Annotated in this window: 42 protein-coding genes and 1 tRNA gene; 13 read left to right on the forward strand and 30 right to left on the reverse strand. The window is 68.8% G+C overall.

The annotated features are described in order from the left end of the window. Positions 1-57: 57 nt before the first annotated feature. The 23 genes from AB0B90_RS30570 to AB0B90_RS30680 form a co-directional block, all read right to left on the reverse strand. Positions 58-429 carry a VVA0879 family protein gene (locus AB0B90_RS30570; RefSeq protein WP_362926004.1) on the reverse strand — a complete coding sequence of 124 codons (372 nt, stop codon included), beginning with the start codon at positions 427-429 and terminating at the stop codon, positions 58-60. Next, positions 413-772 carry a hypothetical protein gene (locus tag AB0B90_RS30575; protein WP_362926005.1) on the reverse strand — a complete coding sequence of 120 codons (360 nt, stop codon included), beginning with the start codon at positions 770-772 and terminating at the stop codon, positions 413-415. The genes AB0B90_RS30570 and AB0B90_RS30575 overlap by 17 nt, the downstream gene beginning before the upstream one ends. Beyond that, a complete protein-coding gene (locus tag AB0B90_RS30580) occupies positions 772-1,386 on the reverse strand; it encodes a hypothetical protein (protein ID WP_362926007.1) in 615 nt (204 codons plus the stop codon). The genes AB0B90_RS30575 and AB0B90_RS30580 overlap by 1 nt, the downstream gene beginning before the upstream one ends. Further along, positions 1,383-1,583 (reverse strand): hypothetical protein, encoded by a 201-nt coding sequence (locus AB0B90_RS30585; protein WP_362926008.1) that lies wholly within the window; start codon positions 1,581-1,583, stop codon positions 1,383-1,385. The genes AB0B90_RS30580 and AB0B90_RS30585 overlap by 4 nt, the downstream gene beginning before the upstream one ends. Beyond that, positions 1,580-1,735, reverse strand: coding sequence for a hypothetical protein (locus tag AB0B90_RS30590; protein ID WP_362926009.1), 156 nt, complete (start codon positions 1,733-1,735; stop codon positions 1,580-1,582). The genes AB0B90_RS30585 and AB0B90_RS30590 overlap by 4 nt, the downstream gene beginning before the upstream one ends. Beyond that, entirely contained in the window at positions 1,732-2,250 is a 519-nt protein-coding gene (locus tag AB0B90_RS30595) for a hypothetical protein (RefSeq protein WP_362926010.1), read from the reverse strand. Before AB0B90_RS30595 ends, AB0B90_RS30590 begins: the two co-directional genes overlap by 4 nt. Then, entirely contained in the window at positions 2,247-2,576 is a 330-nt protein-coding gene (locus AB0B90_RS30600; protein WP_362926011.1) for a hypothetical protein, read from the reverse strand. The genes AB0B90_RS30595 and AB0B90_RS30600 overlap by 4 nt, the downstream gene beginning before the upstream one ends. A gap of 62 nt (positions 2,577-2,638) precedes the next feature. Further along, positions 2,639-3,460 (reverse strand): exonuclease domain-containing protein, encoded by an 822-nt coding sequence (locus AB0B90_RS30605; RefSeq protein ID WP_362926012.1) that lies wholly within the window; start codon positions 3,458-3,460, stop codon positions 2,639-2,641. Then, entirely contained in the window at positions 3,460-3,939 is a 480-nt protein-coding gene (locus tag AB0B90_RS30610) for a hypothetical protein (RefSeq protein WP_362926013.1), read from the reverse strand. Before AB0B90_RS30610 ends, AB0B90_RS30605 begins: the two co-directional genes overlap by 1 nt. Further along, entirely contained in the window at positions 3,939-4,460 is a 522-nt protein-coding gene (locus AB0B90_RS30615; RefSeq protein ID WP_362926014.1) for a hypothetical protein, read from the reverse strand. Before AB0B90_RS30615 ends, AB0B90_RS30610 begins: the two co-directional genes overlap by 1 nt. Next, a complete protein-coding gene (locus AB0B90_RS30620) occupies positions 4,457-4,846 on the reverse strand; it encodes a hypothetical protein (protein WP_362926015.1) in 390 nt (129 codons plus the stop codon). Before AB0B90_RS30620 ends, AB0B90_RS30615 begins: the two co-directional genes overlap by 4 nt. Further along, positions 4,846-5,925, reverse strand: a complete 1,080-nt coding sequence (locus tag AB0B90_RS30625; protein WP_362926016.1) for a hypothetical protein — start codon at positions 5,923-5,925, stop codon at positions 4,846-4,848. The genes AB0B90_RS30620 and AB0B90_RS30625 overlap by 1 nt, the downstream gene beginning before the upstream one ends. Continuing rightward, the gene (locus AB0B90_RS30630; protein ID WP_362926017.1) at positions 5,922-6,797 is read right to left on the reverse strand and encodes a PD-(D/E)XK nuclease-like domain-containing protein; all 876 of its coding nucleotides are present in this window, start codon (positions 6,795-6,797) and stop codon (positions 5,922-5,924) included. Before AB0B90_RS30630 ends, AB0B90_RS30625 begins: the two co-directional genes overlap by 4 nt. After that, a complete protein-coding gene (locus AB0B90_RS30635; protein WP_362926018.1) occupies positions 6,794-7,288 on the reverse strand; it encodes a hypothetical protein in 495 nt (164 codons plus the stop codon). Before AB0B90_RS30635 ends, AB0B90_RS30630 begins: the two co-directional genes overlap by 4 nt. A gap of 112 nt (positions 7,289-7,400) precedes the next feature. Then, the gene (locus AB0B90_RS30640) at positions 7,401-7,562 is read right to left on the reverse strand and encodes a hypothetical protein (RefSeq protein ID WP_362926019.1); all 162 of its coding nucleotides are present in this window, start codon (positions 7,560-7,562) and stop codon (positions 7,401-7,403) included. Next, a complete protein-coding gene (locus AB0B90_RS30645) occupies positions 7,559-7,837 on the reverse strand; it encodes a hypothetical protein (protein WP_362926020.1) in 279 nt (92 codons plus the stop codon). Before AB0B90_RS30645 ends, AB0B90_RS30640 begins: the two co-directional genes overlap by 4 nt. Continuing rightward, positions 7,834-8,214, reverse strand: coding sequence for a hypothetical protein (locus AB0B90_RS30650; RefSeq protein ID WP_362926021.1), 381 nt, complete (start codon positions 8,212-8,214; stop codon positions 7,834-7,836). Before AB0B90_RS30650 ends, AB0B90_RS30645 begins: the two co-directional genes overlap by 4 nt. A gap of 25 nt (positions 8,215-8,239) precedes the next feature. After that, a complete protein-coding gene (locus AB0B90_RS30655) occupies positions 8,240-8,470 on the reverse strand; it encodes a hypothetical protein (protein ID WP_362926022.1) in 231 nt (76 codons plus the stop codon). Next, positions 8,467-8,793 (reverse strand): hypothetical protein, encoded by a 327-nt coding sequence (locus AB0B90_RS30660; protein ID WP_362926023.1) that lies wholly within the window; start codon positions 8,791-8,793, stop codon positions 8,467-8,469. The genes AB0B90_RS30655 and AB0B90_RS30660 overlap by 4 nt, the downstream gene beginning before the upstream one ends. Continuing rightward, positions 8,786-9,112: a hypothetical protein gene (locus AB0B90_RS30665; RefSeq protein ID WP_362926024.1), complete on the reverse strand. Its 327-nt coding sequence runs from the start codon at positions 9,110-9,112 to the stop codon at positions 8,786-8,788. The genes AB0B90_RS30660 and AB0B90_RS30665 overlap by 8 nt, the downstream gene beginning before the upstream one ends. A 79-nt stretch (positions 9,113-9,191) precedes the next feature. Beyond that, positions 9,192-9,521 carry a hypothetical protein gene (locus tag AB0B90_RS30670; protein WP_362926025.1) on the reverse strand — a complete coding sequence of 110 codons (330 nt, stop codon included), beginning with the start codon at positions 9,519-9,521 and terminating at the stop codon, positions 9,192-9,194. Continuing rightward, on the reverse strand, positions 9,518-9,658 hold the full coding sequence (locus AB0B90_RS30675) for a hypothetical protein (RefSeq protein WP_362926026.1): 141 nt from the start codon (positions 9,656-9,658) through the stop codon (positions 9,518-9,520). Before AB0B90_RS30675 ends, AB0B90_RS30670 begins: the two co-directional genes overlap by 4 nt. After that, complete coding sequence (locus AB0B90_RS30680; protein WP_362926027.1) at positions 9,655-9,900, reverse strand: helix-turn-helix transcriptional regulator; 246 nt, start codon at positions 9,898-9,900, stop codon at positions 9,655-9,657. Before AB0B90_RS30680 ends, AB0B90_RS30675 begins: the two co-directional genes overlap by 4 nt. A 160-nt stretch (positions 9,901-10,060) precedes the next feature. On the opposite strand from AB0B90_RS30680, the gene AB0B90_RS30685 reads away from it, so the two are divergent. From AB0B90_RS30685 to AB0B90_RS30700, 4 genes are all read left to right on the forward strand, one after another. Beyond that, a complete protein-coding gene (locus AB0B90_RS30685; RefSeq protein ID WP_362926028.1) occupies positions 10,061-10,561 on the forward strand; it encodes a hypothetical protein in 501 nt (166 codons plus the stop codon). 173 nt (positions 10,562-10,734) lie between these two features. Beyond that, positions 10,735-11,091, forward strand: coding sequence for a hypothetical protein (locus AB0B90_RS30690; protein WP_362926029.1), 357 nt, complete (start codon positions 10,735-10,737; stop codon positions 11,089-11,091). Further along, positions 11,088-11,612, forward strand: a complete 525-nt coding sequence (locus tag AB0B90_RS30695) for a hypothetical protein (protein ID WP_362926030.1) — start codon at positions 11,088-11,090, stop codon at positions 11,610-11,612. The genes AB0B90_RS30690 and AB0B90_RS30695 overlap by 4 nt, the downstream gene beginning before the upstream one ends. A 45-nt stretch (positions 11,613-11,657) precedes the next feature. After that, the gene (locus AB0B90_RS30700; protein ID WP_362926031.1) at positions 11,658-13,052 is read left to right on the forward strand and encodes a site-specific integrase; all 1,395 of its coding nucleotides are present in this window, start codon (positions 11,658-11,660) and stop codon (positions 13,050-13,052) included. A gap of 24 nt (positions 13,053-13,076) precedes the next feature. Here AB0B90_RS30700 and AB0B90_RS30705 read toward each other — a convergent pair. From AB0B90_RS30705 to AB0B90_RS30715, 3 genes are all read right to left on the reverse strand, one after another. Further along, a tRNA-Ala gene (locus tag AB0B90_RS30705) sits at positions 13,077-13,149 on the reverse strand. Positions 13,150-13,424: 275 nt separating this feature from the next. After that, positions 13,425-13,742, reverse strand: a complete 318-nt coding sequence (locus AB0B90_RS30710) for a hypothetical protein (protein WP_350941942.1) — start codon at positions 13,740-13,742, stop codon at positions 13,425-13,427. Continuing rightward, the gene (locus AB0B90_RS30715; protein ID WP_362926032.1) at positions 13,739-14,032 is read right to left on the reverse strand and encodes a hypothetical protein; all 294 of its coding nucleotides are present in this window, start codon (positions 14,030-14,032) and stop codon (positions 13,739-13,741) included. The genes AB0B90_RS30710 and AB0B90_RS30715 overlap by 4 nt, the downstream gene beginning before the upstream one ends. A gap of 797 nt (positions 14,033-14,829) precedes the next feature. Here AB0B90_RS30715 and AB0B90_RS30720 point away from each other — a divergent pair. Then, positions 14,830-15,087: a GntR family transcriptional regulator gene (locus AB0B90_RS30720; protein WP_350941940.1), complete on the forward strand. Its 258-nt coding sequence runs from the start codon at positions 14,830-14,832 to the stop codon at positions 15,085-15,087. 312 nt (positions 15,088-15,399) lie between these two features. Here AB0B90_RS30720 and AB0B90_RS30725 read toward each other — a convergent pair whose 3' ends face one another. The 3 genes from AB0B90_RS30725 to AB0B90_RS30735 form a co-directional block, all read right to left on the reverse strand. After that, the gene (locus tag AB0B90_RS30725; RefSeq protein ID WP_350941939.1) at positions 15,400-16,134 is read right to left on the reverse strand and encodes an HAD-IA family hydrolase; all 735 of its coding nucleotides are present in this window, start codon (positions 16,132-16,134) and stop codon (positions 15,400-15,402) included. A 29-nt stretch (positions 16,135-16,163) separates the two neighbouring features. Then, positions 16,164-16,283, reverse strand: coding sequence for a DLW-39 family protein (locus tag AB0B90_RS30730; protein ID WP_211264163.1), 120 nt, complete (start codon positions 16,281-16,283; stop codon positions 16,164-16,166). Positions 16,284-16,694: 411 nt separating this feature from the next. Beyond that, positions 16,695-16,979 (reverse strand): GNAT family N-acetyltransferase, encoded by a 285-nt coding sequence (locus AB0B90_RS30735; protein ID WP_350941937.1) that lies wholly within the window; start codon positions 16,977-16,979, stop codon positions 16,695-16,697. A gap of 502 nt (positions 16,980-17,481) precedes the next feature. On the opposite strand from AB0B90_RS30735, the gene AB0B90_RS30740 reads away from it, so the two are divergent. The 5 genes from AB0B90_RS30740 (at position 17,482) to AB0B90_RS30760 (ending at position 22,273) form a co-directional block, all read left to right on the forward strand. After that, the gene (locus AB0B90_RS30740) at positions 17,482-17,853 is read left to right on the forward strand and encodes an STAS domain-containing protein (RefSeq protein WP_350941935.1); all 372 of its coding nucleotides are present in this window, start codon (positions 17,482-17,484) and stop codon (positions 17,851-17,853) included. Between the two features lie 194 nt (positions 17,854-18,047). Next, entirely contained in the window at positions 18,048-18,680 is a 633-nt protein-coding gene (locus AB0B90_RS30745; protein WP_362926033.1) for an ATP-binding protein, read from the forward strand. A 558-nt stretch (positions 18,681-19,238) separates the two neighbouring features. Next, entirely contained in the window at positions 19,239-19,493 is a 255-nt protein-coding gene (locus AB0B90_RS30750) for a ferredoxin (RefSeq protein WP_362926034.1), read from the forward strand. Beyond that, positions 19,490-20,881, forward strand: a complete 1,392-nt coding sequence (locus AB0B90_RS30755) for an FAD/NAD(P)-binding oxidoreductase (RefSeq protein ID WP_362926035.1) — start codon at positions 19,490-19,492, stop codon at positions 20,879-20,881. The genes AB0B90_RS30750 and AB0B90_RS30755 overlap by 4 nt, the downstream gene beginning before the upstream one ends. A 171-nt stretch (positions 20,882-21,052) precedes the next feature. Further along, positions 21,053-22,273: a cytochrome P450 gene (locus AB0B90_RS30760; protein ID WP_350941929.1), complete on the forward strand. Its 1,221-nt coding sequence runs from the start codon at positions 21,053-21,055 to the stop codon at positions 22,271-22,273. Between the two features lie 149 nt (positions 22,274-22,422). Here AB0B90_RS30760 and AB0B90_RS30765 read toward each other — a convergent pair whose 3' ends face one another. After that, on the reverse strand, positions 22,423-23,139 hold the full coding sequence (locus AB0B90_RS30765; RefSeq protein ID WP_350941928.1) for a DUF2071 domain-containing protein: 717 nt from the start codon (positions 23,137-23,139) through the stop codon (positions 22,423-22,425). 161 nt (positions 23,140-23,300) lie between these two features. Here AB0B90_RS30765 and AB0B90_RS30770 point away from each other — a divergent pair, with 161 nt between their 5' ends. The 3 genes from AB0B90_RS30770 (at position 23,301) to AB0B90_RS30780 (ending at position 24,698) form a co-directional block, all read left to right on the forward strand. Further along, entirely contained in the window at positions 23,301-23,642 is a 342-nt protein-coding gene (locus AB0B90_RS30770; protein WP_350941926.1) for a putative quinol monooxygenase, read from the forward strand. 114 nt (positions 23,643-23,756) lie between these two features. Next, positions 23,757-24,323: a hemerythrin domain-containing protein gene (locus AB0B90_RS30775; RefSeq protein WP_350941924.1), complete on the forward strand. Its 567-nt coding sequence runs from the start codon at positions 23,757-23,759 to the stop codon at positions 24,321-24,323. A 210-nt stretch (positions 24,324-24,533) separates the two neighbouring features. Further along, positions 24,534-24,698 (forward strand): hypothetical protein, encoded by a 165-nt coding sequence (locus AB0B90_RS30780; RefSeq protein ID WP_350941922.1) that lies wholly within the window; start codon positions 24,534-24,536, stop codon positions 24,696-24,698. Positions 24,699-24,905 lie beyond the last annotated feature (207 nt).

Genomic DNA, 24,905 nt, shown 5'->3' on the forward strand with positions numbered 1-24,905 from the left:
CTCCGTAGGGTTCGGGGTGAGCCCCGCCCGATAGCTGCGGGCGGGGCTTCACGGCGTTCAAGGGGCGGGGTGCGCGGCAGCAGGTGCGATCGGGAAGCACCACACGCTCTGGCCGGTGGGCAGGACCAGCTCCCACGGGCCGCGCAGCAGGCCGTAGGCGGCCCAGTCGCAGCCGCGCTCCTCGCCCTGCGGCCGGAGGATGCGACCGATGCACTCCTGGCCGAGGACAGTGGAGGCCAGCACCTCCTGGCCGTCGTGGCCCTTGCGGGGGTAGTTGGTGAGCGCGATGGAGATGTCGAGGCCGGTGGCGATGTCGGAGCAGCGGGGGCATCGGAACGCCCACTTCCTCCAGTCGTCGCCGAAGCGGTCGCACAGCTCGGCGACGAGTTCGGCCTGGGTCAGCTTGCGGTGCTCAGCCACGGTGCTCACCGCCGTCCTTCGCAGCCTCGGCGTCCCGGCGCGCCTTCTCCTCGATGGCGGCCCGGTGCGCGGTGATCAGCGCGATGGCTTCCTCGTCGGTGACGCCGACGGCGCGCAGCGACGGGCACGGCCAGTACACGTTGTCGTCCGGGTCATCGGCGTCGTCTGGCGTGCAGTGCAGGCAGATGAACCCGCCGAAGATCAGCTCTTCCCGCTCGTGCAGGCTGATCAGCTCGGCGCGGTAGCCGCGAAGTTGCTTCACCTCGGCGAGGAGGCGGATCGCTTCGTCCTTCAGCCGGATCGGGTCGGTGTCGACCAGCTCGTCAAGCTGCTCAGCGGTGATCGCGGCCATCAGGCGGCACCACCGTTCAGGGAGGCGGCGAGAGCGTCGATCTTGGCGACCTTCGCGCGACTCTGCGCCTCGTACTCGGCGGCGTACGAGTCAGATCGGCCAGCCCACACCTCCACCGACTCCTGCTCGCTCTGGCGGACCTCCTCCAGCGCCTTGAGGACGGCCTCACGAGTCGCCCACGACTCATCGAGGACCGGCGTGGTTCCGCCGTACAGGCATTCGTTGACGTAGCCGTACACGCTGGTGACGCTGATGTGCGCCGACCGGTCGTAGAACGCGGCCTTGTAGAAGATGGAGCAGCGCTGACGGCCCTGCTCGTCGACGATGTACGACCACATGGCGTGGTCGGAGCCCTCCTTCTTCCATCGGGCGGGCAGGTCGGCGTAGCGGAACAGCTTGTCGCCGGGGACCGGGTCGCCGAGGGTGAAGCCGAGCGCCCTCAGATCGTCCTCGGAGCCGCCGTTGAGGTCGGCCGGGATGACGGCGGAGCTGACCAGCTCCAGCTGTCCCTGCTTCTCCTGCCGCTCGATCGCGGCAGACGGTCCGCCGGGGCCCATGGCGTCGGCCAGGAGCAGGAGGGGGTCGGTTTTGCTGGTGTCGCGGGGGCTGCTCATCGGGTGGTCCTCTCGTGGTGGGGCTGGTACGGGTGGAAGAAAGCCGCGCGGCGCAGCGCGGCGAGAGTGCGGCAGGTCGACAGCCACCGGCGGGACAGGCAGGCGGCGGCACGGCGGCGAACAGCGGGCCGGAATCGCAGCCACTGGGCGGCCAGCACCAGCAGCCAGACGGCTGCGTGCAGCAGGTGCGCGGTCACCGGGCCTCCCGGCGGGCGAGCATCCGAGCCTTGATCAGATGCTGGGCGGGGGCGACGTAGCGGTGCCAGCGTGCGGTGTCGTGCCAGCGCTGGAAGTGGGTGCGCTGGTCGATGCCGCACCAGTGGCAGCCGCTGGGTGGGGTCTCGGTCACGACGCGTCCAAGATCGGGGCGTCGAACACCCGGGTCGGCGCCGGATCGTCGTCCGACGGCGGCGGGCAGGCGGCGGCGGTGCCGCCCTGCACCAGGTGCACCGGCCCGTTCTGGCCCGGGTACACCAGATGCCTGCACCCCTTCGGGCACGGCACCCCGAAAGGAGCCACCCCCTGGGGAAGGTTGGTGGCCGGGGTCGCAGGCACCAGCTCCGGAGCCGGATCGGGCTCCTCGCCCAGGACGGGGAACGTCGTCGTCTCCCCCGGCGCCGCCGGACGCTCCACCGGCTCCGGCCCCAAACCATCCACGATCCGCCGGTCAGCCTCCGTCTCCAGCACCCGAGCCGCCGTCGACCACGCCGACGCAACCGCCCGCGCATACGCCGCGTCATCCGCCCAATCCCGCAGACCCGACCCGTAGTCGATGGCGATCTGCGGCCGCCCATCCCGGACGGTCAGCTCACCGGTGCGCGGCCACCCCAGCAGGTGAGCTGTCGTCGTCTCCCGCTCGCTCATGCGCTCTGCTCCTTCACCGTGAGGGTGGTGACCGTCACCTGCACGCCGTCCATGCGAGCCGTCGCGGTCAGCCGGCCCGGCACCGTCCGCTGCGGCGTCAACCCCAGCGCCCGCACCCACAGCAGGTGGGTGCCGCGCGGGTCCGCGATCGCCGGGCTGATGTCCGCCCGGAGCCCGCACCCGGCCGCTGTCACGGTCCACGGCACGGCCGGCAGACCCTGCTCGGCGCCGCGGGCCAGCACCTCGGCGAGGCGCTCGACGGCGAGCTGCTGGAATCTGGTCTGCGAAGCCGGGCTGAGAACCCGGCCGGTAGTCTGTGCTTGCACTTCGATCTCCTCGGGGAGGGCCGCCCCGGGCCGGACACCACCAGCCCGGGGCAGCATCGTTTTCAGGGGGTCGGCGGGGCCTGGATCGGCCAGTCGCCAGAAATCACCGCGTTCACGTCCTGCTTCTCGCCCGCCTTCGGACTCCGCAGGTACTCCTGGTAGGAGGCCGCCTGCTCACGCGCCCACCGCTGCTGGGAGGCGAACAGCGTCGGCAGGTCCACCGCGAGGGCGTCGAACAGGTACCGCTCATCCCGACGCCCCGACTGGATCCGTGGCCGGGCCTCGCACGGCATGTGCGCGATCTGACCCATCCGCCACGCCACCCGCGCCGCGATCAACGCGTCATATCGGGCGCCGTGCGCCTCCTCATCCACCCAGGCGACACCGAACACCGCGGCGGTCGTCTTCAGCTGGTGTGCGCCCTGTTCGGGCGACACCCGCCTCCTCCACCGATCCAGGAATTTGGAGATCACGTACGTGTCGATCGCCAGCAGGCGGCTGCCGGACCGCGCCGTCATCTCCGCCAGCGACGGCAGCTCATACCGGGCCAACTCCCGGCTGAGAACCGTGAGGTCGTAGCTGATGTTCTGCCCGACGAGCGGGACGCCCTCGTTGACGGCGTCGGCCACCGCGTTCGCGACAATCCACACCCCGGCGTCGGCCGGGGTGCCGTGCTCGCGCAGATGCTCGGTAGTGAAGCCGTGAATCTTCGTAGCCTCGGCCGGCACCTCGACGCCCGGGTCGATGAGCAGCGGCTCCCGGTCGATGGGCTCCAGGCCGCCGCCGACGTAGCCGACGTACGCTTCGACGATCCGCGCCTCCTGCGGATTCGCCGAAGTACTCTCAAGATCGAATGGAGCAAGTCGTCCGAGATGCCAAGCCATCAGGCCACCGCCTTCGTGTCGCGACGGTTGTGCCGCTGTTCGGTGTAGGTGGCCCACTTGCAGTTCTCCGGCGAGTAGGGGCCGTCGTTGTCGATCCGCTCGATGGTCATCCGGACGGCGGGCCGACTGCCCATGTCGGCGTAGAAGTTCGCGAAGTCGAGCCAGGCCTCGGCCACAGTGATGCCACGGCCGCCGTAGTCGGCATAGCGCGGCGCGTTGGGGTTCGTGGTGCGCTGGACGATCTGGCTCCACACCCAGTACTCGGGCGTCTCCGCCATGCCGTGCCGGTAGCGCCCGTTTCCCGCCCCCTTCTTCAGGCAGCCACAGGACCGGGTGCGCCCCCACTTACTCATGCGGATGGGCTTCTCGGTCCCGCAGTCGCAGCGGCACTGGATGTACTTCTCGCCGGGGTTCCGCTGCTGGATCACGGCGAGGCGCTCGTACCGCTCGCCGACCTTGAGGGTGCGCGGGGCCGGCATCAGGTGTCCGTCCCAGCGGACGAGATGTCACTGCGGGTGCAGGAGCAGGTCGCGCCCTGGCCGGTGCGCAGATCGCAGGCCGACCAGTGCTTCGCCAGCTCGGCCGCGTTCTCCGGCAGGCCGTCGACGAGCGCCAGGTAGAGCGGCGTCGACTTCAGCCACGCCTCCGGGTCGGCGTCCCGCTCCTCCTGGGCGTCGTCCAGCTCCCGCTCGAGCGCTTCCTGCGCCATTTCACCCATCGGCGCGAACACGGCGACGTCGGGGCCCGGCACCGGGTGTCCGGTCTCGTCAGGGATCAGGGTGGGTGCCGTGGTGCCGTAGATGAACGCGAGCTCACCCATCCCGTAGCGCCACGCCAGCGGCTTCGCCTGCCTGAGCAGCCACTGGGAGGCGTTGTGCCGCCAGGTGATGTCCATGTCGGTGATCGGCAGGGCGGGCTTGCCGTTGGGCACCCAGGTTTCGCCCTGGTCCAGGTATTTGAACCAGGCCAGCGACTCACGCATCGGGTCGGTGTCGCTCACGGAGTCACCTCGCCGAGCGCCTTGTACATCTCGGCCGCGTCGCCGGGGGTGACGATGCCCTTGCGCTGCCACTCGTCGACCAGGCCGATGGCGTTGTCGACCCGGCTTCGGCTGACCTGCGCGGTGTTGTTCGACACGCCGATCGCCTTCGCCCAGTCGGTGACCTGCTGGTCATCACCCACCAGCGGCAGCACCGCCTGGAGGGCGACCGCCGCGGCGTGCGCGGCGGCGAAGTGGGCCTGGGCGCGGCTGATGAGCGCGGCGTGCACGGCCGGGTGCATCTCTTCGCCGCCCCGGGTGATCGGGGTCGGGCCGTCGGGGCTGCGGACGAACGACGCGTCGCTGAGCAGCCGCTCGCCCTCGCGGTAGTGGTCCGGGCCGCGCATCACAGCTCACCCGCCTTCAGCTTCTTCAGGAACTCGTCGAGCTGCGCCTCCGACGCATCCCCCGGCAAGACGCCCCCCATCACCTGAGCGAACGCCGTGTTCAACTCGGTGGTGGTGCCGGGCCAGACGGCTTCGATCTGCTGCCACAGCACATCCGCCTCCGACGGAGGCTCCGCCGAAACCCCGGCGGGCGGGGTCTGCCCGGCAGCGGTTGCCGAGGCGTTCTTCAGGCGGGCGCCGATCGCCTTCATCTCAGCTGCCTGCGCGTCCGACGCCGAAACCCCGGACGCGCCCGCCTCATCCCAGATGACCTTGAACTCGGCGAAGGTGGTCGCCGCCCGCGCCCGCACCAGGAAGTCCTCCGGGGTCGGGCCGCCGGAGGGCTGCCCGACTTCCGCCGTCGACGCCGTCGAACCTGCGTCCTCCGCCATCGGCGCCCCACGCGACGACAGGATCTCCTCCACCGTCACCTGCGACGACTCCTCGACCAGCGGCGCCGAGCTCATACCGTCGAGCTCCTCGGCGGCGTACGGCATCGCGTACAGCACGTCGGAGGCGATCAGCCGGCAGATCTCGCCGGTGGCGCGGGCCACGAGCATCGTCTGCGGCTGCTTCTTCCACTCCGCCTTGCCGGTCAGCGCCATCTGCTCCGCGCGGGCGATGGTCCAGGTGACCTCCTGCCACTCCGGCTCCCCGGCCCGTCGGCCGCGCATGACGCACAGCTCCGGGGTGGACTTCACCAGCTGCACCGAATGCCCGTGGGACTGGACCAGGCCGCGCATCGCGTGCGCCCGCAAACCGGGGGTGCCCTGGATGACGTCGATCGAGCGGAGCGTCGCCATCACCGGCAGGCCGAGCTCCTGCCCGGCGAGGATCGCCGCGGTGAGGTCCTCGACCTTGCCGCGCAAGGTGGCCGGAACGAACGCGGTCCGGGCCAGGCTCGCGGCGATGTTCGCCGCCTCCTGAAGCTCGCGGGCGAACACCATCAGCTCGCTGTCCTGCGCGTCGACCGGCGCCATCGCCGCGGGCATGCGGGCGGGCAGGTTCTCCGGGTGGCTGTTCTGGGTGGCGATCGTCATGAAAGCTCCTCGGTGTGGCGGTACTCGGCCCACGCAGGCGGGCTGATGAGCGTGATCTCGTCGCTGTAGCCGGGCCAGTAGTCGGCGTCGACGCAGTCGCGGTAGATCTCCAGGGCGCGCCGGTTGCGCTCTTCGGCGATGCGGCGGGTGCGCTCGTCGAGCTGGACGACGGTGACCAGGTACGGCGCGGTTTTCTGCTGGAAGACGAACACGAACGCCGCGGCGTCGTCGGCGAGGCCGAGCGCGCGGGCTCCGGCCCGGTACCAGGCGTCTTGCTGGTGGTAGCCGTGGTCGAAGACGGCGCGCTGGATGTTGGCGGGTGATGCGGACTGGCAGGTTTTGTAGTCGGGGATGATCAGACGCCGCCCGGTGGGGGTGGGCAACCAGTCGAGGCGGGCCCGGCACCAGACGCCGGTGTCGTCGTCCTGCCAGATGAGGGTTTGTTCGGGGTGGCCGTAGGCGCCGTCGAACAGGTGGCCGGCGACCCGGTGCTGGCGGATGGCGTCGGCCATGGCGTGCACCTGCTCGTATTCGGCGCGCTTGAGCGGGACTGCTCCAGCCTCGCGGGCCTCGGCGACCTTGCCCTTCGCCTCCTTGGTGTCCCATCGCTCGTAGTCGACGAGCCGCAGCTCGGGGCCGGAGCCGAGCACCAGTTTGTGAGCGGCGGTGCCGATGTCCCAGCACTTTTTGGGGGCGGGCGGGTTGAGCTGTTCGTGGCGGAAGATCGCGGGGCAGTTGGGGGGGAGGAGTCGGCGGGCGCCGGTGCTGGACAGGGATCGGCCGGGGACGGGGTCGGCGTGGTATTCGTGCTCGGGGATGTCGTAGACGCCGGGGCCGGTGATGGCGGCAGACGTTTCGGTGGTGGCGGTCACCGGCTGCCGTCCTTGCGGTAGGCGAGGGCGAGCTGGCATGAGGACGTCAGGAGCTCGTCCGGCGTCCGTACGGCGAGGCCTTTCGGCCCGCCCTCCAGCGGCGCCATCACGAGGTCGGTGTTCCCGTCGCCGCAGCTGAGCTGCGCGAACCAGAGTGGGCTGAACGGGTTCTCTTCCGTCCACACGTCGCCGGGCTGCGGCGGCCAGTGCCGGGGCGGCAGGCCGGCCACCTCGCGGGCGCGGGCGGCGACGTACGGCTGGATGTAGCCCTCGGCTTCCATGTTGTCGAGGACGGCGAGCACCTTGACGATGCGGTCGTCCTGCTCGACGGGGTCCTCACCGCCGGTGGAGGCGTGTTCGATCGCGGCCTGGGGCGGCATGTCGAACACGTCGCCGTGCTCGTCCGCGATCTGAAGGTGGACCGACGAGCGGTTGACGACGCGGACGCCTTTGATGGTGATGTTGATGAGGTCGCCGGGGTTGACCGTCACAGCTCCTCCTCGTGGTCGTCGTCGGTGTCGTGCAGGTGGCTGTCGTAGTCGGCCTGGGAGTCGCGGAACTCGCGCTCCTCTGCCGGGGTGAGCTCCGGCTCGTCGGGCCCGGTCACGTCGCCCTCCCGGTGTCGTAGGGCTGGGGTCCGGCGTGTTCGACGGGGCGGATCGCGGCGGTCCACGTGGTCTCGTCGTCCTCGGGGATGCGGGTCTCCTCCCACGCGGCGAGTTCGGCGCGGGACACCCGCGGCTGGCGGCGGAACAGGGCCATCACGCGGCCCTCCGCTCCGCGCGACGGCGCTGCACCTCGACGGCCTGCGGGTCCGGCAACCCCAGCTCCGCCAGGGCCGCCTCGAACTGCGGCCACCAGAACAAGGGGCGGCCCGCCACGTGTGTGACCGCGAGTTCGGCGAGTGAGCGGTGCCGGTCCAGCCAGTTGCTGACTGCCGGGTGGTTGACTCCGGCGCGGTCGGCGATCTGGGCGGGGCAGACGAGGTGCTCTCGGATGAGCTGATTGACGTCGTCGGGCACGGTGAACGGGGCGGTCACGACGCACCGTCCTTCGGCGTCCCGGCGGCGGCCTTCCACGCCACCCAGTCCTCCCTGGGCAGGCCTCCGTCTCCGGAGTCGTTGATGGCGTCGTTCAGCGCCGTCGCGGCGGCCAGGGCGAGCGTCGCGTGCAGGACGCCCATCTCCTGGCAGTGCTTGGCCTGGCGCCGGATGAGGTGCACACCTGGCGTGTCGCCGTCCTCGTCGTGAGCGGCGACGAACTCCTCGAACAGGCGCTCGGCCTGCTCGGCGAGGCGCTCACCCTCGCGGTAGTGGTCGGGGCCGTTCATCGGCAGTCTCCGCAGGTGGTGGTGGTCAGAAAGTTGATGTGGCCGGACGGGCACACCCACGTCGACGGGGTCGACGGCGGCAGCCACGGCAGCGACGGGGAACGACGGCGGGTCATGAGGCACCGCCCGACCGCTCGGTGCGGCACTGCGGGCAGAAGTGGGTTCCGCGCCGGGAGCCCTTACCGCGCGGCGGCGGCACGTCCCACCCGGCGTGGCCTGCGGCCCTGCTGGTGTTGTCCGCGAACCGGCTGATCCAGTCGCTGTTCGGCTCGAACTCGGCGGCGCATCCGTCGCCGTCGCACCGCACCCGGAAGATCGGTCGCTGCGCCTCGTAGGCGGTCATGAGGCACCGCCCTGCTCGGCAGCCGCAGCCGCCAACTCCACCGCGTCGTCGAGCAGGGCGACCGCCTCGGCGTAACCGGCCGCCGGATACTTAGACACCTGCCTGCGGAGCTGCTCCGCCCGCCACGCCAAGGTCAGCGACGACCCGACCCCGTCTTCGAGCACCCGCTCCAAGACTGCGTCGAGGACCACCGCCCGCCGGTCCAGAATCCGGCGACGCACCAACTCGTCCTCATACGTCGCACCACCCGGCAGAGCGATGACCTCGCGGATCGCGGACAGCAGGGCCCGGACATCGGCGGCGGGGAAGGTCGGCTCAGCCATGGGTCACCGCCGCGTCGTCGCGGGTGTACGCCTGCACCGGCTCGTCGGCGTCGAACACCCAGCAGGAGCTGTACGACCACACCTCGCGGCGCCCCTCCACGAGCGTCTCCTCGCGGGTGGGCGGGTTCAGGTGGGTGATCAGCACGTCCGTCTGACCGCCCGGCCGGCGCAGGTAATCCCCCACCTCCAGGTCAGCGGCGACGTGGATGATGCGCAGCGGGGCGGGGGCGGGCTTCGGCGGGTTCCAGTGCTTCGCCACGTAGGCGCGCAGCTCCTCTTCGGAGCGCACCACCAGCGGCGGGGGTGAGACGATGGTCATCGAGACCCTTGTCCTTTCAACGTTTCGGATGAGGCGATCAGCGAGGCTCGGCCGGTGGGCGGTCGGGCCTCGTGGCATGTCAGGAGCCGCGGCGGTCGCGGATCGGGCGAGGCGTCAGGTCCGCGAACCCGGCCCCCCGCAGCGGCGACGCGGACGTCTGCCGGGGGCGGCGCTGCCTCGGCGGAGGCGGCGGGGGAGCTGCTTCGCGGCGGCGCCGGGTGGCGGGGTGGGTGATCAGCTCGTCGATCTCGGCGACGTCTTCGGGAGAGAAGCGCAGCTTGCCGAGCACTTTGCGGCTGGGCCACGCGCCGGACGCGGCGTTGCGGTGGATGCCGTGCACCGAGTCGAGGCCATAGCGGGCGGCGAGTTCCTCGGGGGTGAGGTACTTGTCGGGGATCGGCTTGCTCATCGCGCGGTTCCGCAGTTGCGGCAGGTGTTGCGGAAGTCCTCGTTCTTGGTGTTGCACCCGCAGGTCCACATGGGGGGCTTCGGCGGGTTGGGGAGGTCCAGCTGGATGCGGAGGTGGATGCCGAGGCGCGCCTTCATGCGCTCACCCGGGCGTCTTCGTCGGCCAGCAGGTCGGTGCGGTCGCATTCGAAGACGCGGGCCATGGCGTTGACCAGCTTGAATCCGGCTTTGGCGTGGCCGAGTTCGATGTTGCGGATGGTGTCGGGGTGCCTCTTGAGGCCTTCGCGTTCGATGAGGGCGTCGACCAGCTCGTCAACCGTGAGGTCGGCGGCCTCGCGTCGTTCACGGATTTTTCTTCCGTCGGCTTTGGTGACTTGCATAGACCACAGATTAATACAGATCTGCACAGACGACTAGAGCGTTCCGCTGTAGATCTGTGATGATCTGCGCAGATTTCTGTGCTGGCAACTCCGCTACGGCCGCCTTACCTGCGGCTTGACTGTGTGGACCTGTGCAGATCTGTGCATCATGATTGCTGGCGTGACCCCAGACCCGGCGGACAATCACAAGCGCCTCGCCTCCGCGATGAGCGCGCGACGCGAAGAACTCCACATGACGTGGGTGAAGGTCGCGGAAAGCGCCGGCATCACAACCGAGACGCTGCGAGCCATCAGGCATGGCGACAACTCGCCGAGCACGCTCACCAAGCGCGGCATCGAGGCTGCACTCCAGTGGGAGCCGGGCAGCATTGACATGGTCCTGTCAGGCGGTGAGCCGACTCCGACCCGACGAGATGCGGTCGCGGCCCCCGAGACCGTTATTGCGCGCGCGGGCATCCCCGCCCCGGCCCCGGCGCAGGCTTCAACGCCGGAACGGGTGGAGGCGGTTGGGGTGGCTCAGGTGGATGCGATCTTGGCCGCGTTGCGGGCGGAGCTGCGGGAAGCTCGTGACGAGGCTCAGCGGCGTGACGAGGAGCAGAAGGCGGCGCTGGCGGAGATGGCCGCTGAAATTCGGGCACTTCGGGAGAATCGCGGCGCTTAGGGTCGCATGGCGGCGTTTCTTTTCAATCTGTCATTTACATACTGACAGGTCGCTTCCGGTAACAGGACTGTTACAAACAGTGCCCTGGTATAGACCCCGGCCGAAACTAGGCGTGAGGTGGACAAACACCATCGCGAGGGAAAGAACAACCACCGAGCAATTTGGAGGTGGACGTGACGTCCCACACCAGCGCCACCGACGACACCGACGCCGAACTGATCGAACAGCTCAAAGAAAGAGCGCTCGCCGCCATCGCACGCTGCGGAAACCGTGCGGTAGCCGCGTACGCGCGCACGGCTGGGAAGGAATACGACGCAACCCAAAATGACATATCTGAAATCCGAAACACCACGCCGGCCGCCCTCGTCGCGGCAATGCGCGCACCCGTGGGGACACAACAGCTGATCAGATTAAGTGTGCACGGCAAAAGGAGACGAGTCGTGATCAATCCCATCGGGAAAGCGGCACCAGACCGAGAACGGGAGGTATGGAGACAAATCGTTGACTTCGCGCGCACGGAGGCAGCGTGAAGATCAACGGATTTCAGCGCCACCCATTCGACCCCGCGATCGCCGCAATCGTGGACGAAGAACCCACCGGCGAACACCCGCTCGTCGTCGTCAACGCAAACCAGCCCCGCGGAAACGCAATCCGAGCAATCCGCACAATCCGGCTGCAAAGTTTGGCGTGGCTACCAGGACTGCTGCATCTGCTGGAACCCCTGCGGCGAACCCCGGCAGAGCCCATGATGATGGCGGTAGTCGCCGCCGCCACCTTCGGCAGCCTCACCATGACCCCGGTGCCGGCCCCGCCCGCCCCGCCGTTGCCTCCCGCGCACGTCTACGTCGACGACCGCCGCCCTCTGGTGCGCGTCGTCCGCCCCCGGCCTGTCCCGGCGCGAGCCCGCGCCGCGACCGAAAGGAGCACCGCCCGCCCCCGGCCAATTCGCCCGCCGACCCGGCCAACGGTCACTTCGCGGGCACACCCCACCCCGACGCCCACGCCAGTGGCCGAACCGTCACAGATCATGGTCATCAGCCCCGCCTCGTGACGGAACCGGCCCACCGGCACGACACGAAATGGAACGAAGCAACGTATGGCCTACCCAGAAAAGCGCGGCGACGGGCCGACCCCGTGGCGCGTGAAGTACATGACCCCGAGCGGTGAAAGGTCCCGCTCGGGGTTCGCGACGGAGCAAGCCGCCAAGGACTGGGGTCTCCTCCAGGAGGCGGAGATCCGCGCGAAGAAGTGGAACGACCCCCGCAAGGGCGACCTGCTCTTGCAGGACTGGGTGGCGCAGTGGAACAACAGCCAGGACCTGGCCGAGACCACGGAGGAAAACTACGCCTACCACCTGCGCACCCACATCCTGCCCGCCTTCGGCAAGCGTTCGTTGTCCTCCCTGGACACGCTCGAGATCGAGGCGTGGCAGCGCGACATCCGTAAACGCAAGTACGCGGCGAGCTCGGCGAAGAAGGCGCGGTCGCTGCTGTCGACGATCCTCGACGATGCGGTGACCGCCAAGCTGATCACGACGAACCCTGCGCACACGCGGCGGCGCCGCGGCCGGCAGGACATCCACGCGACGTCGTCGGAGGAGTCGCTGTGGTGCACCCCGAACCAGGCGCTGACCATCGCCGAGCGGATTGCGCTGCTGGCGGGCCGGTGGGATGAGGCGCTGATGTTCCTGCTGGCCGCCTACACCGGGATGCGGTTCGGTGAGGTCCGCGGTCTCGAGCGGCAGTACGCGTGGCTCGGCGCGGTCCGGGTGGAGTGGCAGCTGCGCGAGGTCAACGGCGTGTTCCTGCAGGCGCCGCCGAAGCACAACGGCCGGCGGACGATCCCATTGCCGCCGTTCCTTGCTGACCTGATGTCGGATCAGCTGCGCCGCACCGCGTCGAGCAGGTGCGAGTGCAAGGACCACCAGGGCGACTACCTGTTCCGGCCGCAGGGCAAGCTGGAGCATCACAGCCGGACCGGATTCGCGAATCAGTGGTTCAGGCCAGCCGCCGACGGACGACTGGTGGCGAAGGGAGGGCGGCAGCGGTCGCGGGTCATGGTGGACGAGGCGGGCCGGTATGTGCCGCGGCGGCGCGGTGAGACGTTGGAGCGGACGGCGACGCGGGCGGTGGCAACGTGGTGCCCGGTCGTGGAGGGGCTGACATTCCATGACGCCAAGCACGGACACAAGACGTGGATGATCGGTGACGGGATTCCGGAGGTGGCTCAGTTCGAGCGGCTCGGCCATCGGATGGGCGGGATCCGCGGCGTCTACTCACACGTGGATCCGGTGTTTCGTCAGCAGATCCTGGACGCGCTTCAGGCGCGGTGGGAGAAGTCGTTGGAGTGGCGGGCCCGATTCGGGCCTTCGCGGGTGCCCGAATTGCAGGCTCTTCTGGAGCCCCAGCTTCGCCCGTGGAAGTTGATCTCCCAAATTCCTCCCACTCGGGGAGCGAAGATCATTTCCATCGGGCGGGGCCTGGCCGTTTAGCCTGGTCAGAGGGCTGGATTTGGGTGGAGCCTAGGAGATTCGAACTCCTGACATCCTGCTTGCAAAGCAGGCGCTCTGCCAACTGAGCTAAGGCCCCGAGATCCAAGCGGGTACCTGAGAGGGGACCTGCTTCAGTCGTACACGGTAGCAACAGGAGCCGCTCCGACGCCAATTGGATTGGCAGGACGCCGGCATGTCGTACCGAGCGAAACAACCGGAAGTCGTGGGGTCCCAGGGCACGGGACCGGCCTCGGCCATGAACCCGTCGGGCGGTATGGGCTTGAGCCGGAGCGAGGCAGTGCGTCGGGTACGTCGTGGACGGCACGGCGACCCCTGGGACCGGGGAAAGGATGGGGTCGCCGTGCCCGTTCGTCAGAAGTGGCCGATGGTGACCGAGCTGGAGGTGAGTGCCCAGCGGTGGAGGACGGTCGTTTCGGCCTCGTGCATCTGGGTTTTCAACCCCTCCAGGGTGCGGTCGCAGATGATGAGGGGTTCGGGGGTGGGCCAGGTGGCGATGGCGTGGAAGAGGCGGCTTCCGGTGCCGTAGAGCACCGACCAGCCTGGGCGGGTGGCCTGCAGCATCGCGGCCTCGGCGCGGGCCTCGTGATCCCAGGTGTAGCGCGGGACCGCGATGACGGCCTGGCCGTCGCGGTGACGGCCCCGGGCAGCGGACAGGCAGCGGCGGATCATGAGATCACCTGCCCGGCCTGCTCCCGCTCCGGTACCTTCCGTGCCACCTGTTCGTGTGCTGCCTCCTCCACCTCGCGGGCGAAGGTCTCCTGGCGGTCGGTCTCGGTCCGCAACGCCTCCAGGTCGTCGGCGTCGACGGTCCGCTCGGCCCCGACATGGGTGGCCACCTCGGAAAAGGGCCGTTCGCGGCTGGCCCACAGCCGTCCGGCGTCGCTGAGGATCAGCCGCCAGCCGGGAATCGTCGTGGGACTACTGGTGGGCTCTGGGTGGGTGGAACTACCATCTGTCACTGATTGGACCTCGATCCGATCAAAGGCCCGCCCGGTCGTTCGCAGCGTGGGGCGGGCCTGCCTCATGAAATGGAGGGGTTCGCCGTACCGGCCAGGTGACCGGCACGAAGATGGGGTGACCGCTGAGCGGTTCGGTGCGCAGGTGGTTCTTCGCCTCGGACGGGACACGAGGCGATGCCGGGAGCCCAGCCCAGACGGCCTGGTAGGAGCGGTCCCTGACGGCGACGCCGGACGCGGGCTACAGAGCCTCCGCCGAAGCGACGACACCGGTACGAGCCGTTCGGCGGACGCACTCCGCTCAGGACGACGCTGCTCGGGGATCGGCGGCATTCCCTCGATGGATCGCTGAGCGGGGATCACGGCGGCCGGGGCCACAGGGGCGGGCTCGAAGCACGGCAGGGAACGGTCTCCGGTACGACGAACCCGCAGCCGGATATCCGTCAGGTCGCCGGAAGGCTGGACGTACTCGTGATCGGCGGGCCGATCAGGGCAGCCGTGCGCGTAGGGGGCATGCCCACAGGTCGCACACCCCATCGGCATCGGCGGCACCTCGGCGAAGCAGCCGCAGCCACTCATCATGGCCCGGTCGAGAACCGGGGCACTAGGGTTAGGCATCGGGTCAGGACTACCTTCCTGATCAAGGGCCCGTTCAGTCGTTGCAGCGCTGGACGGGCTCGTTTTTGATCTTACTTCACTACCCTTAACAACTATGAAGTATGAACATCTGTTGTCGTCAGTTCTTTACAGCTATTCATGGTGGGTATCTCGGGGCAATAAGAGATGTCTACGGTGATCAAGTGACGATAGCGTGGCGCGCAAACCAGCCGAAATGGGTACAGATCGCCAATGTGATCAAGGATCGCATTCGTAACGGCACCTACGTAGTCGACGAACCCGTCGCCAGCGAACACCTGATCGTCCAGGAGTTCGGCGTATCCCGGCCGACGGCTCGCAAGGTGCTGGTGCGCCTTCGCGGGGAAGGCGTCGTCTACGCCGTCCGAGGTTTGGGAACGTTTGCGCGATCTCCCGACGATTGGGAGCCAGCCGAAGATTGAGGTCTTCGGCGCATAGACACAAGCAGCCATTTGTTCGATTTTGTCACCAAGCCATCACTCTCCGCCCCGGACCACAGAAGCATCATGCAGTCACACTGTGCAGCAAAGCAACTGCTGTACGTATAGTTTTTTCGCCAAATCCCCAGCACACTGAACAGCACGACGAAGAGCCTGCGGTTCGGCATCACCGCTTGGGCCATGAACTGCGACGGCCAGTGCACGGAGATGCACATTCGCCCGTGGGAGGAGCGGTCAAAGGCTGATCCCTGTTCGGCCCTGTTTTCTCCGCCGTCGAGCCGGACTACTTTCCCGTCAGCGGGACGCGGCGGCCAAGGGTGCTTCGGCGGGAACGCCGCCAAGGAGGCCGGGCAGGCATGTGATGGAGTCGAGGATGTGGGTGGCTCCGCCGTTGAGGAGGCGTTCCCTGCTGTGGACTCCGGTCATGATGCCGACGACCATCGTCGCGCCGGCCCGGCGGCCGCTGAGCATCTCGCTCTCGGAGTCACCGACGACGGCGACCTGGCGTACGTCCTCGATGCCGAGGCGCATGACCGCGTTGAGGATCATGTCGGGCATGGGGCGTCCTCGTCCGGCGTCTTCCGGGCACAGGGCGAGGTCGAGCCTGTCGGACCAGCTCAGGACGCTCAGCACGCGGCTGAGGGTGACGCGGCTGAAGCCGGTGGTGAGGCAGATCTTGACGTCGGCGTCGCGGAGCCTGTCGAGTGCCCCGACGATCCCGGGGAGCGGGGCCAGGCCCGCGCGTGCGATGGCGCCCTCGTAGGAGCGCTCGAAGGTCAGGTTGGCCGCCTGGGCCTGGGCTTCGTTGTCCGGGAAGATGCCTCGGAAGACGTCGATGGTGGGACATCCCCGGGACCGGTGCACGTGCACCATGGCACGAGCGTACGCACCGGTCCCGGGCACGATGCCCTGAGTGGCGATCGCCTCGGCGAACGCCCGCTCGACCATGGCGACATCACCGATCGTGGTGCCTGCCAGATCCAGGCAGACAAGCCTGATGGGTGTTATTCCATCTTGGGCAAGGACCATGAAAGCACCCGAATCGGTAGCCGCGTATGTCAGTTTTCGCTGCCGGTGGCTTCGGTCCACAGGTCGAGCTCGGCGCGGTCGGCCTGCACCTTGCGCCAGACCAGCAGCCCCCCGAGGGCGACGAGCGCCAGAACGAGCAACTTCTTCACGGTGTGACCCCACTTCTTGAGAAGTCTCACCTGCCGGGGTGAGACAACGCCCGGTTCGAACGGTTCCCTGCAGCCTAGCAAGGGATCGGGCGGTGATCCGGTCCGTACGACAGGCCCAGGGCCGATCTACACCAACCGGGTGATTTTCAGCATCATGCCGTACGGAACGCGTTCCGACGATCACGATCTACCGTGAGTCTTGTCGCGAAACCGTCCTGGTTCTCACGATAACCCCGGTGAAGCGGCCACTTTACCCGCCCGGAGGTTCCGGTCCTCGGCCGCCCGGGAATGGTAGCGCCCGCCACGGGAACGACCAGCGCGTTCACCCGCTCCGGACCGATTACCCGGAGCGCGAATGACACAAACCCGCTCGGCATGGGGCGTTACAGGCGACGACACGCCCGGGGAGGTTCAGGTGTTTTCGACGAGATCGGCGTAGTCGGGGTGGCGGTCGATCCACTCCCGTACGAACCAGCAGAGGGGGACGACCTTCGCGTTCTCCGCACGGGCCGCGTCCAGTGCCGTTTGGACGAGTGCGGCGCCGATCCCCTGGCCCTCGTACTCCGGCTGGACCTTGGTGTGGGGATAGACGATGACACCATCGCGCCGGATGAGGTCCAGCCGTCCGGCCGGCCTGCCGTCCACCTCGGCCACGAAGGAATCGCCGCCGGGAGAGAGCTTGACGTCCGCCTGCATGGGGGTCCTCCTTCGCCGGGCCGCCATACGGTCGTACGGCGGTCTCTTGGTCAGCCGTTCCCGCGTGGCGTTCATTCCCGGCCCCGACTTACCCTCGCCAGAACAGGACATTCATCTTGAAAAGCCGAATTTCCGCATAAGGGAGATCTGTCGTGGAAAGCAGTCGAACGGACACCGCAGATCATTGATCTCGCGAGCCGGGGTTCGTCGGCGACGGTCCCCACCCCACGCGCTCCGGATCGTCGAACCGTGCGACCGGACGGCGGTGCCGACCGCGGGTCCTGGCACCGTAACCACAGTGGGATAACGCCTGGTTGCTCCTCAGTTGTACCGTAAGGGTTCTCTAGAGGAATTCGGAGGATCGTACGCTGAGAGTGACCGAATCGGCCCTTGCCCCGGCTCTCGGGGCGATCATGCTCTCCCATTCCGATACGGGCATCACGCCCGGCTGCCGTCTCTCGGCCGTGCTCTCCTCCCACCAACCGTCTGCAGAGGTATATCCGTGAGCGCTACCGTCCGCGTGACCGACGTGTCCGACCCCGCCGCGCAGGAGACGCTTCTCCTCGCGCTGGCCGGCGAACTGGACTACAGCAACGCCGAGCGCTTCCACCACGACCTGCAGGACGCCATCGGTGAGAGCAGGGGCGACCTCGTCATCGACCTGACCGAGCTGACCTTCTGCGACTCCACGGGGATCCAGAGTTTCCTGAAGACCCGTCAGACCGTCCAGGACCGCGGCGGCAACATCGTCCTGACCAACCTGCATCCCCGCCTGGAGAGGCTCTTCCACCTGACCGGCCTCGCCCAGGCCTTCGGCATCCAGCCCACCGTGGCCGACGCGCTCAAGGCCCTGCGACCGAGTCAGCCGTCGTAACCGATCCCGGCCCCGCCCGGCCGCCGCTCGCCGAGAGCACGACCGAGCGAACATCTGTTGGTCCCGACGGTCGTAAGTTGGCAATGAGCGGGCAGGTGTCTAGCATCGTGTAACTCGTCAGCAACGCCCTGATTCTGGAGCAAGTCGGCGCGCCCCCCGGTGACTGCCAGATAAGGCGATCTCAAGGGGGTGTCGTGACCGGCGACCACGGCCAGCACTGGCCGATCGACGAGGACCTCAGCGGTCTGCGGGAGCGTCTCCAATATCACGCCGTTCAGGCAGGCATGCGGGGCGAACGGTTGGACGACCTCCTCCTCGTCACCAACGAGGCGGTCATCAACATCCTGGAGCACGGCGGCGGCAAGGGCACGCTGGCCATCTGGCAGAACGAGACCCACCTGACCGTCGACGTCACCGACACCCTGGGGCTCCTGACCACCCGGTTCGTTCCCAGCGAACGTCCCACGGGGACGGTCCGCGGGTTCGGCCTGTGGCTGATGAACCAGCTGTGCGACGAGTTCGCCATCGACCAGACGGAGCAGGGGTCACGCGTCCGCCTGCGCATGCGCCTCGTCCCTCCGGCGGAGGGGAACGGGGCCGGTGATCCGGCCGACTCCGCGCGGTCCCCCGTCACCTCCGGCGCCACCGACTCCGGGCGGTCCACTCCCATCTCCGGCGCCACCGACTCCGCGCGGTTCACTTCCACCCCCAGCACCATGGACCACGTACGGACCGGCCCCATCTCCAGCGCCGCCGATCCCGGCCGGGGTGTCTCCGATCCCGTACGGGACGATCCAGGCCAGGACGAACTCCAGGTCTCGCTCTAGGGGCTCCGGGTCTCGTTCCAAGAGTTCCGGTCCCGTGCCAAAAGAACTCGGAGAATTTCCGAAACGCCGTTCAGGGGCGGTCTTCGCGGTCCGGCGGCCGCGGCGAAGGGATCACCTGTCGCGCCGCCCCCGGCCCGCCCCTTCTTCGTACGCAATCCTTGACCGTCATCTGGCGGGAGATCGACGTACCGGACAAATGCCCGCGATATGATTATTTGGCCAGGTCAGCGCCTTAATAGGTGACCTCGCGGAGAAAACATCCGCGATGCCCGCAGGGCTTTTCCGGAACACCGGCCTCCCCCTGGAAAGCGAAACCAGGAAACCGACACCACTCCCACGTCGTCCCGGCCCCTCCTGGGCCTTCCGGAGCGGCCTTCAGGAGCGGCCTTCAGGAGCGGCCTTCCGGAGTTCACCGCGCCTCCGGCGGCGCGCGAAGCCACCCGCCCCGGTCAACACCCGCCGGAACGATGCCGAGACCGCCACCTCAGAAGTCGCCCCCGTTCTCCCGGTTCTCTCCGTCTCACTCAGCCGTACGCAGGTTCGGAAGGGATGGTCGATATGAGGGTTGTCGTCGATCTGGCGCGGTGCCAGGGATACGCGCAGTGTGCCTTCCTGGCCCCGGACACGTTCCGGATGCAGGGCGAGGAGGCGCTCATGTTCCACTCCAGCCCGGACGAGACGCAGCGGGAAGCGGTCCTGCGCGCGGCGGCCGCCTGCCCGGTCCAGGCGATCCTCGTCGACCTGCTGGACACCGTCGCGATCCCGCCCGTGACCGCGGCGACGGCCGCGACGAGCGGAACGAGAACGGTGTGACCGGCGGGCGGAGCGGGGAGACGTTCCCGCACGACGGCCGCATCGTCATCGTCGGCGCCTCCCTCGCGGGACTGCGGGCCGCCGAAGCGCTCCGCGACGAGGGCTTCACCGGCTCGCTCACCCTCGTCGGCGACGAGGTGTGCGAACCCTACGACCGGCCTCCGCTGTCCAAGCAGGTCCTGACGGGCTGGGTGCCCGCGAACGGCACCGCGCTACCGCGGCGCCGTGAGATCGACGCGAACTGGCTGCTCGGCGTGCCCGCCTCCGGGCTGGACCTCGCGGGCAAGCGGGTGGACCTCGCGGACGGACGTGAGGTCCCCTTCGACAGGTTGCTGATCGCCACCGGCGTGCGCGCCAGGCCCTGGGCCGACGAGTCCGAGGCGGCTCTGGACGGCGTGTTCGTGGTACGCACGCGCGAAGACTCGGGCCGCCTGTGGGAGCGGCTCGCCGCCGGGCCCGGCCGGGTGCTCGTCGTCGGGGCCGGTTTCGCCGGTTCCGAGATCGCCTCGGTGTGCCGTGGGCTCGACATACCGGTGACCGTCGCCGAGAGCGCCGAGGCCCCGCTGGTGGGAGCCCTGGGAGGCATGGTCGGCTCGATCGCCGCGAACCTCCAGCGTGCCCACGGCGTCGACCTGCGCTGCGGCGTCAAGGTCACGCGGCTGGAGGGGGACGAACGGGGACGGGTGCGCCGCGCCCACTTCTCCGACGGCGACACGGTCGACGCCGACGTGGTGGTGGTCGCCCTCGGCGGCGTGCGCAACACCGAGTGGCTGCGGGACTCCGGGCTGGCCGCCGGTGTCTGGGGCGTGGCCTGCGACTCGGGCTGCCGTGCGTTCGACGTCAACGGCCTCGTCACCGACGACGTCTTCGTCGCCGGGGACGTGGCACGCTGCCCGCACCCGGTTTACGAGTATCGATTCCTGTCGCTGGAACACTGGGTCAACGCGGTGGAACAGGCCCAGGTCGCGGCCCACAACATGGTGAGTTCACCGACCGACCGCTGGCCGCACCTGTCCATGCCGGCGTTCTGGTCGACGCAGTTCGGCGTCAACATCAAGTCCGTCGGTGTCCCCGTCCTGTCGGACGAGGTCGTCGTGACGCAGGGATCGGTGGAGGAGCACCGTTTCGTCGCCGCGTACGGTTACCGCGGCCGGGTCACCGCGGCGGTCAGCTTCGACAACGCCAAGTGGCTCGACCACTACCGGCACCTGATCGAGACGGCGGCCCCGTTCCCGCCCTCCTGTCCCACCCCCGACCAGCCCGCCGACATGAAGCCCGTGCCCGCCCACTTCCCCGACCGGGAGATCATCACCCACGGGGCGACGGTGGTGGTCACCGGCTACGAGCCGAGTGAGCGGCGCGTGGCGTTCGCGCGACCGGGCGGTTGATCCGTTGAACCGGGCCGTCGACCTGTCCTGCCGGACGGCTCACCCGTTCGAACCGGCCGACCCGCCCGGTCGGAAGGCCGCCCCCGTCGACCCGCCCGGCCGGATGACGGACCCGTTCGAACCGATCCGGCCGGGGCGGCGGGAACCGGCGACACCCTAGGAGAAGCGGTCATGACAGTCACCCATCCGTCCAGCGTCTTCCAGCGCATCCTCGACCACTCCAGCCGGGCCGATCCGTACCCGCTCTACGCCGAGCTGCGCAAAACCCCGGTGGCCCGGCAGGAGGACGGTGGTTACATCGTCAGCACCTACCGGGAGATCACCGCACTGCTGCACAACCCGCATCTCAGCTCCGACACCGACAATCTCGACAACCCCGGGCCCGCCGCCGCCGGCCGCGAGGACCCACCGGCGTTCATCGGCCTCGACCCGCCGCGCCACGACCGGCTGCGCCGCATGGCGATGCGGTACTTCGGCCCCCCGCACTCGCCCAGGCTGGTGGACGACATGCGTCCCGACCTGAAGGCGATCGTCACGAACCTGATCGACAACCTGGTGACCAAGGACGAGATCGACATCGTCGACGACTTCGCCTACCCCTTCCCCGTCACCGTGATCTGCCACCTGCTCGGCGTACCCCGCGAGGACGAGCCGCGGTTCCACGGGTGGGTCGAGGCGATCGTCGCGGTGCTCGACTTCAACCCCGCGACGGACCCCGAGGAACGCGTGCGGGAGGGCATCCAGGCCCGCAAGGACCTCAGGGCCTACCTCGCCGAACTCCTGGAGAGCCGTCGTGGCCGGCCTCCGGGCGACGACCTGCTCTCCCGGCTGGCCAACGACGAGGGACCCGACGGGCGCATGACGGACGAGGAGATCGTCAGCACCGCGAACCTGCTGCTCATCGCGGGCCACGAGACGACCGTCAACCTGATCACCAACGGCGTGCTGACGCTGCTGCGCCACCCCGACGTGCTGGAACGCCTGCGCCGCGAGCCCGAAATGATCATTCGGACGGTCGAGGAACTGCTGCGCTACGAACCTCCGGTGCATCTCATCCCCTGGCGGGCCGCCTACAGCGACCTCACCGTCGCGGACACCGTCATCCCGAAGGGCTCGCAGATCACGCTCGTGCTCGCCTCCGGCAACCGCGATCCCTCCTGCTTCCGTGACCCCGACCGGTTCGATCCCGACCGGCGGGACAACCAGCACCTCGGCTTCGGCGGGGGCGTCCACCTGTGCTTCGGCGCTCCACTGGCCCGGCTGGAGACGCAGATCGCGCTGACCGAACTCGTGCGCAACCTGGAGAACCCTCGGCTCGCCGCCGATCCGCCCCCGTACCGGCAGAGCGCGGTCCTGCGCGGCCCGCGCCACCTCCTCGTCAGGCAGGGATGACGGACGGTACGGTCGTCCCTCTCCGACAGAGGTCACCTCAAGCAGGAGTCACCTCAAGCAGAGGTCACCGCGGCCCGGGTCACGCCACGCCCCCGGGTCCGGGCGGGAGGGCCCGCGTCACCGGGTCCGCCGAGGGGAGAGCCCGCGCGTCACCGGGTCCACATCCCGATCCGCACCGGCACCCCGGGGGAGGCGTGCAGTACGGGAGCGTGATCGGGTGCGTCGAGACCGCCCGCCTGGAGCAGGTCCTGGTCCAGATGGACCAGTCGGGCGTGGCGCAACGGCCAGTCGGGGTGCTCGACCTGGGCGGTGACCGTTTTACCGGCGATCGTGGTGAAAAGCCGATAGCGGGCGGTCAGGAAGTGCGCCAGTTCGTCACGCTCGGGCTCGGTGAACGGCGGGCCGTGCTCCACGATCGCGTCGCACCGCGCCCCCACCGGCCCCGGCAGGCGTCTCCGGCAACGGTAGCCGCGCCGCTCGCCGACGGCACTCACCGCCATCCGGGACCAGAAGTACGGCAATCCGTACCCGACTCGCGCGCCGAGCACCGCGAGCAGGCGCCCGGCGTCCAGCGAGAGGAACCAGATGCCGTCACGCCCCTGCTCGTCCCGTACGTAGGTACGCACGTTCGTCTCGGGAAACCGCGACAGCCACGGCAGGGCGGGCACGCCCGGTGCCCGCACGTCCTCCATCAGAAAGGTGGTGAGGCCGACCCAGGCCGTGCCGTCGAAGGTCTCGGCCGTGAGTCCGGGAGGCAGCAGCCGTTGGATCACGGCGGGTGGGTACCGCCAGTGCATGAAGGTCATCTCGGACCAGCGGTGGTACATGACCGGGTGGGACAGGTGAGGGGACGGCGGAGCCTGCATGATCCGCTCCTTCTCTGGTGGTGGCGGTGCCCGGGCGAGGATGTCCGCCACTTATCTTGGCCATGACGCCGGGTGTCGTCCCCGGCGACATCCGTCTCGACGTAAACAAGGCCAGACTTCCAACGAAACAGATTCCCGAACAGAGCCGAAGGGGCCAATTCGTGATCTTCATCGCCGTCAAGTTCACCGTCCGTCCCGAGCGAGCCGACGAGTGGCTCGCACTCGTCGACGACTTCACCCGGGCCACCCGTGACGAGCCGGGAAACATCTTCTTCGAATGGTCCAGGAGCGTCGACACACCCGACCAGTTCGTTCTCCTGGAGGCGTTCGCCTCGTCCGCCGCCGGTGCGGCGCACGTGGGATCGGAGCACTTCAAGACCGCCATGACCTGGATGCCCGATGTGGTGGCGACGACACCGGAGATCATCAATGTCGAGGTGCCCGGCGAGGGCTGGTCGCGGATGGCGGAGGTGACGCCCCGGGCGAGCCAGGACCATCCGTAGGGAAATTATTGGTTCGCCTTCCGCTCTCCCACGCCCCTCGGATGGATTTGTCGCGCCAAAAGGGTAGGGCAGGCCGGACACGAGGGGAGAGAGAACATGGGTGATCATCAGACAGTGCCCGAACTGATGGGTGAGAACGACGTGGTGGATCTGCTGCTGGCCCAGCACGCGTTGATCCGCGACCTGTTCGACGAGGTGAAGAAGGCCTCGCCGAGCGAGCGGCCGGAGGCGTTCCAGCGCCTGGTGCGGCTGCTGGCGGTGCACGAGACCGCCGAGGAGGAGATCGTCCACCCGTACGCGCGCCACAAGATCGAGGACGGTGACGCGGTGGTGGACGACCGGCTGGCCGAGGAGAACGAGGCCAAGCAACTGCTCATGGAGATGGACAAGGCCGGCGCCGACGATCCGCGGTTCGCGGAGAACCTGGCGGTGCTACGGGCGGCGGTGACGGCCCACGCCCGCAGCGAGGAGCGCTACGAGTTCACCCGGCTGCGCGCCGAGACCAACGCCGCCGAGCGCCGGGCCATGGCGGTGGGGGTGAAGGCGGCCGAGGCGATGGCTCCGACCCACCCGCATCCCGGGGTGGAGTCGGCGACCAAGAACCTGCTGGTGGGCACACCGGTCGCGATGATGGACCGGGCCCGTGACGTGATCCGCCAGGCCATGGGCAAACAGGGCTGAACGGGTCGTCGCCCCGGCCCGCGTTCCCCGATCGGGGAGCGCGGGCCGCACGCGTGGAGCGAGATCTCACCCCTGGGTGCCGGATGCCGGAGCCCCCTCCCCGGCTCCGGCACCCGGCACCCGGCACCCGGCACCCGGGACTACACCGGTCGACGCGCAGGACGGCGTCTCGCCCGGGTCCACCAGCGACTCGTAGTGACGTGCTCCTCCTTGATCAGCCCGATCTCCTTGGACGCCTACGTGCGCGACTTCTCCGTCCGGGTGGCCTCCGACTGCGTGGCCCACATCCATCCCGACCTCGCCGACGCGTCACTGCGGATGATGGAGCGCAACATGCGCGCCGAACTCCTTCCCGCCGAACGCTGCCCGGGATGACCCTCGGCTCGACGCACCCCGCACCGGCTCCGGCGCCCGCCGACCGCTGTCACCTGGGATGACGGTGTTCACCCTGATCGCTCCTCCCTTCGGCCGCGACTCTCCTCACGGCTTGCACCGCCGGGAGGTTAGCTCGGTAAAGATGAGGGCATCAGGGACATATGGTACGGGTGTTCGATAAGTCGATATACGGCCACATATCTACAG

Origin of the sequence: Streptosporangium sp. NPDC049078, assembly GCF_040648855.1 — a bacterium.
Classification (GTDB): Bacteria; Actinomycetota; Actinomycetes; order Streptosporangiales; family Streptosporangiaceae; genus Streptosporangium.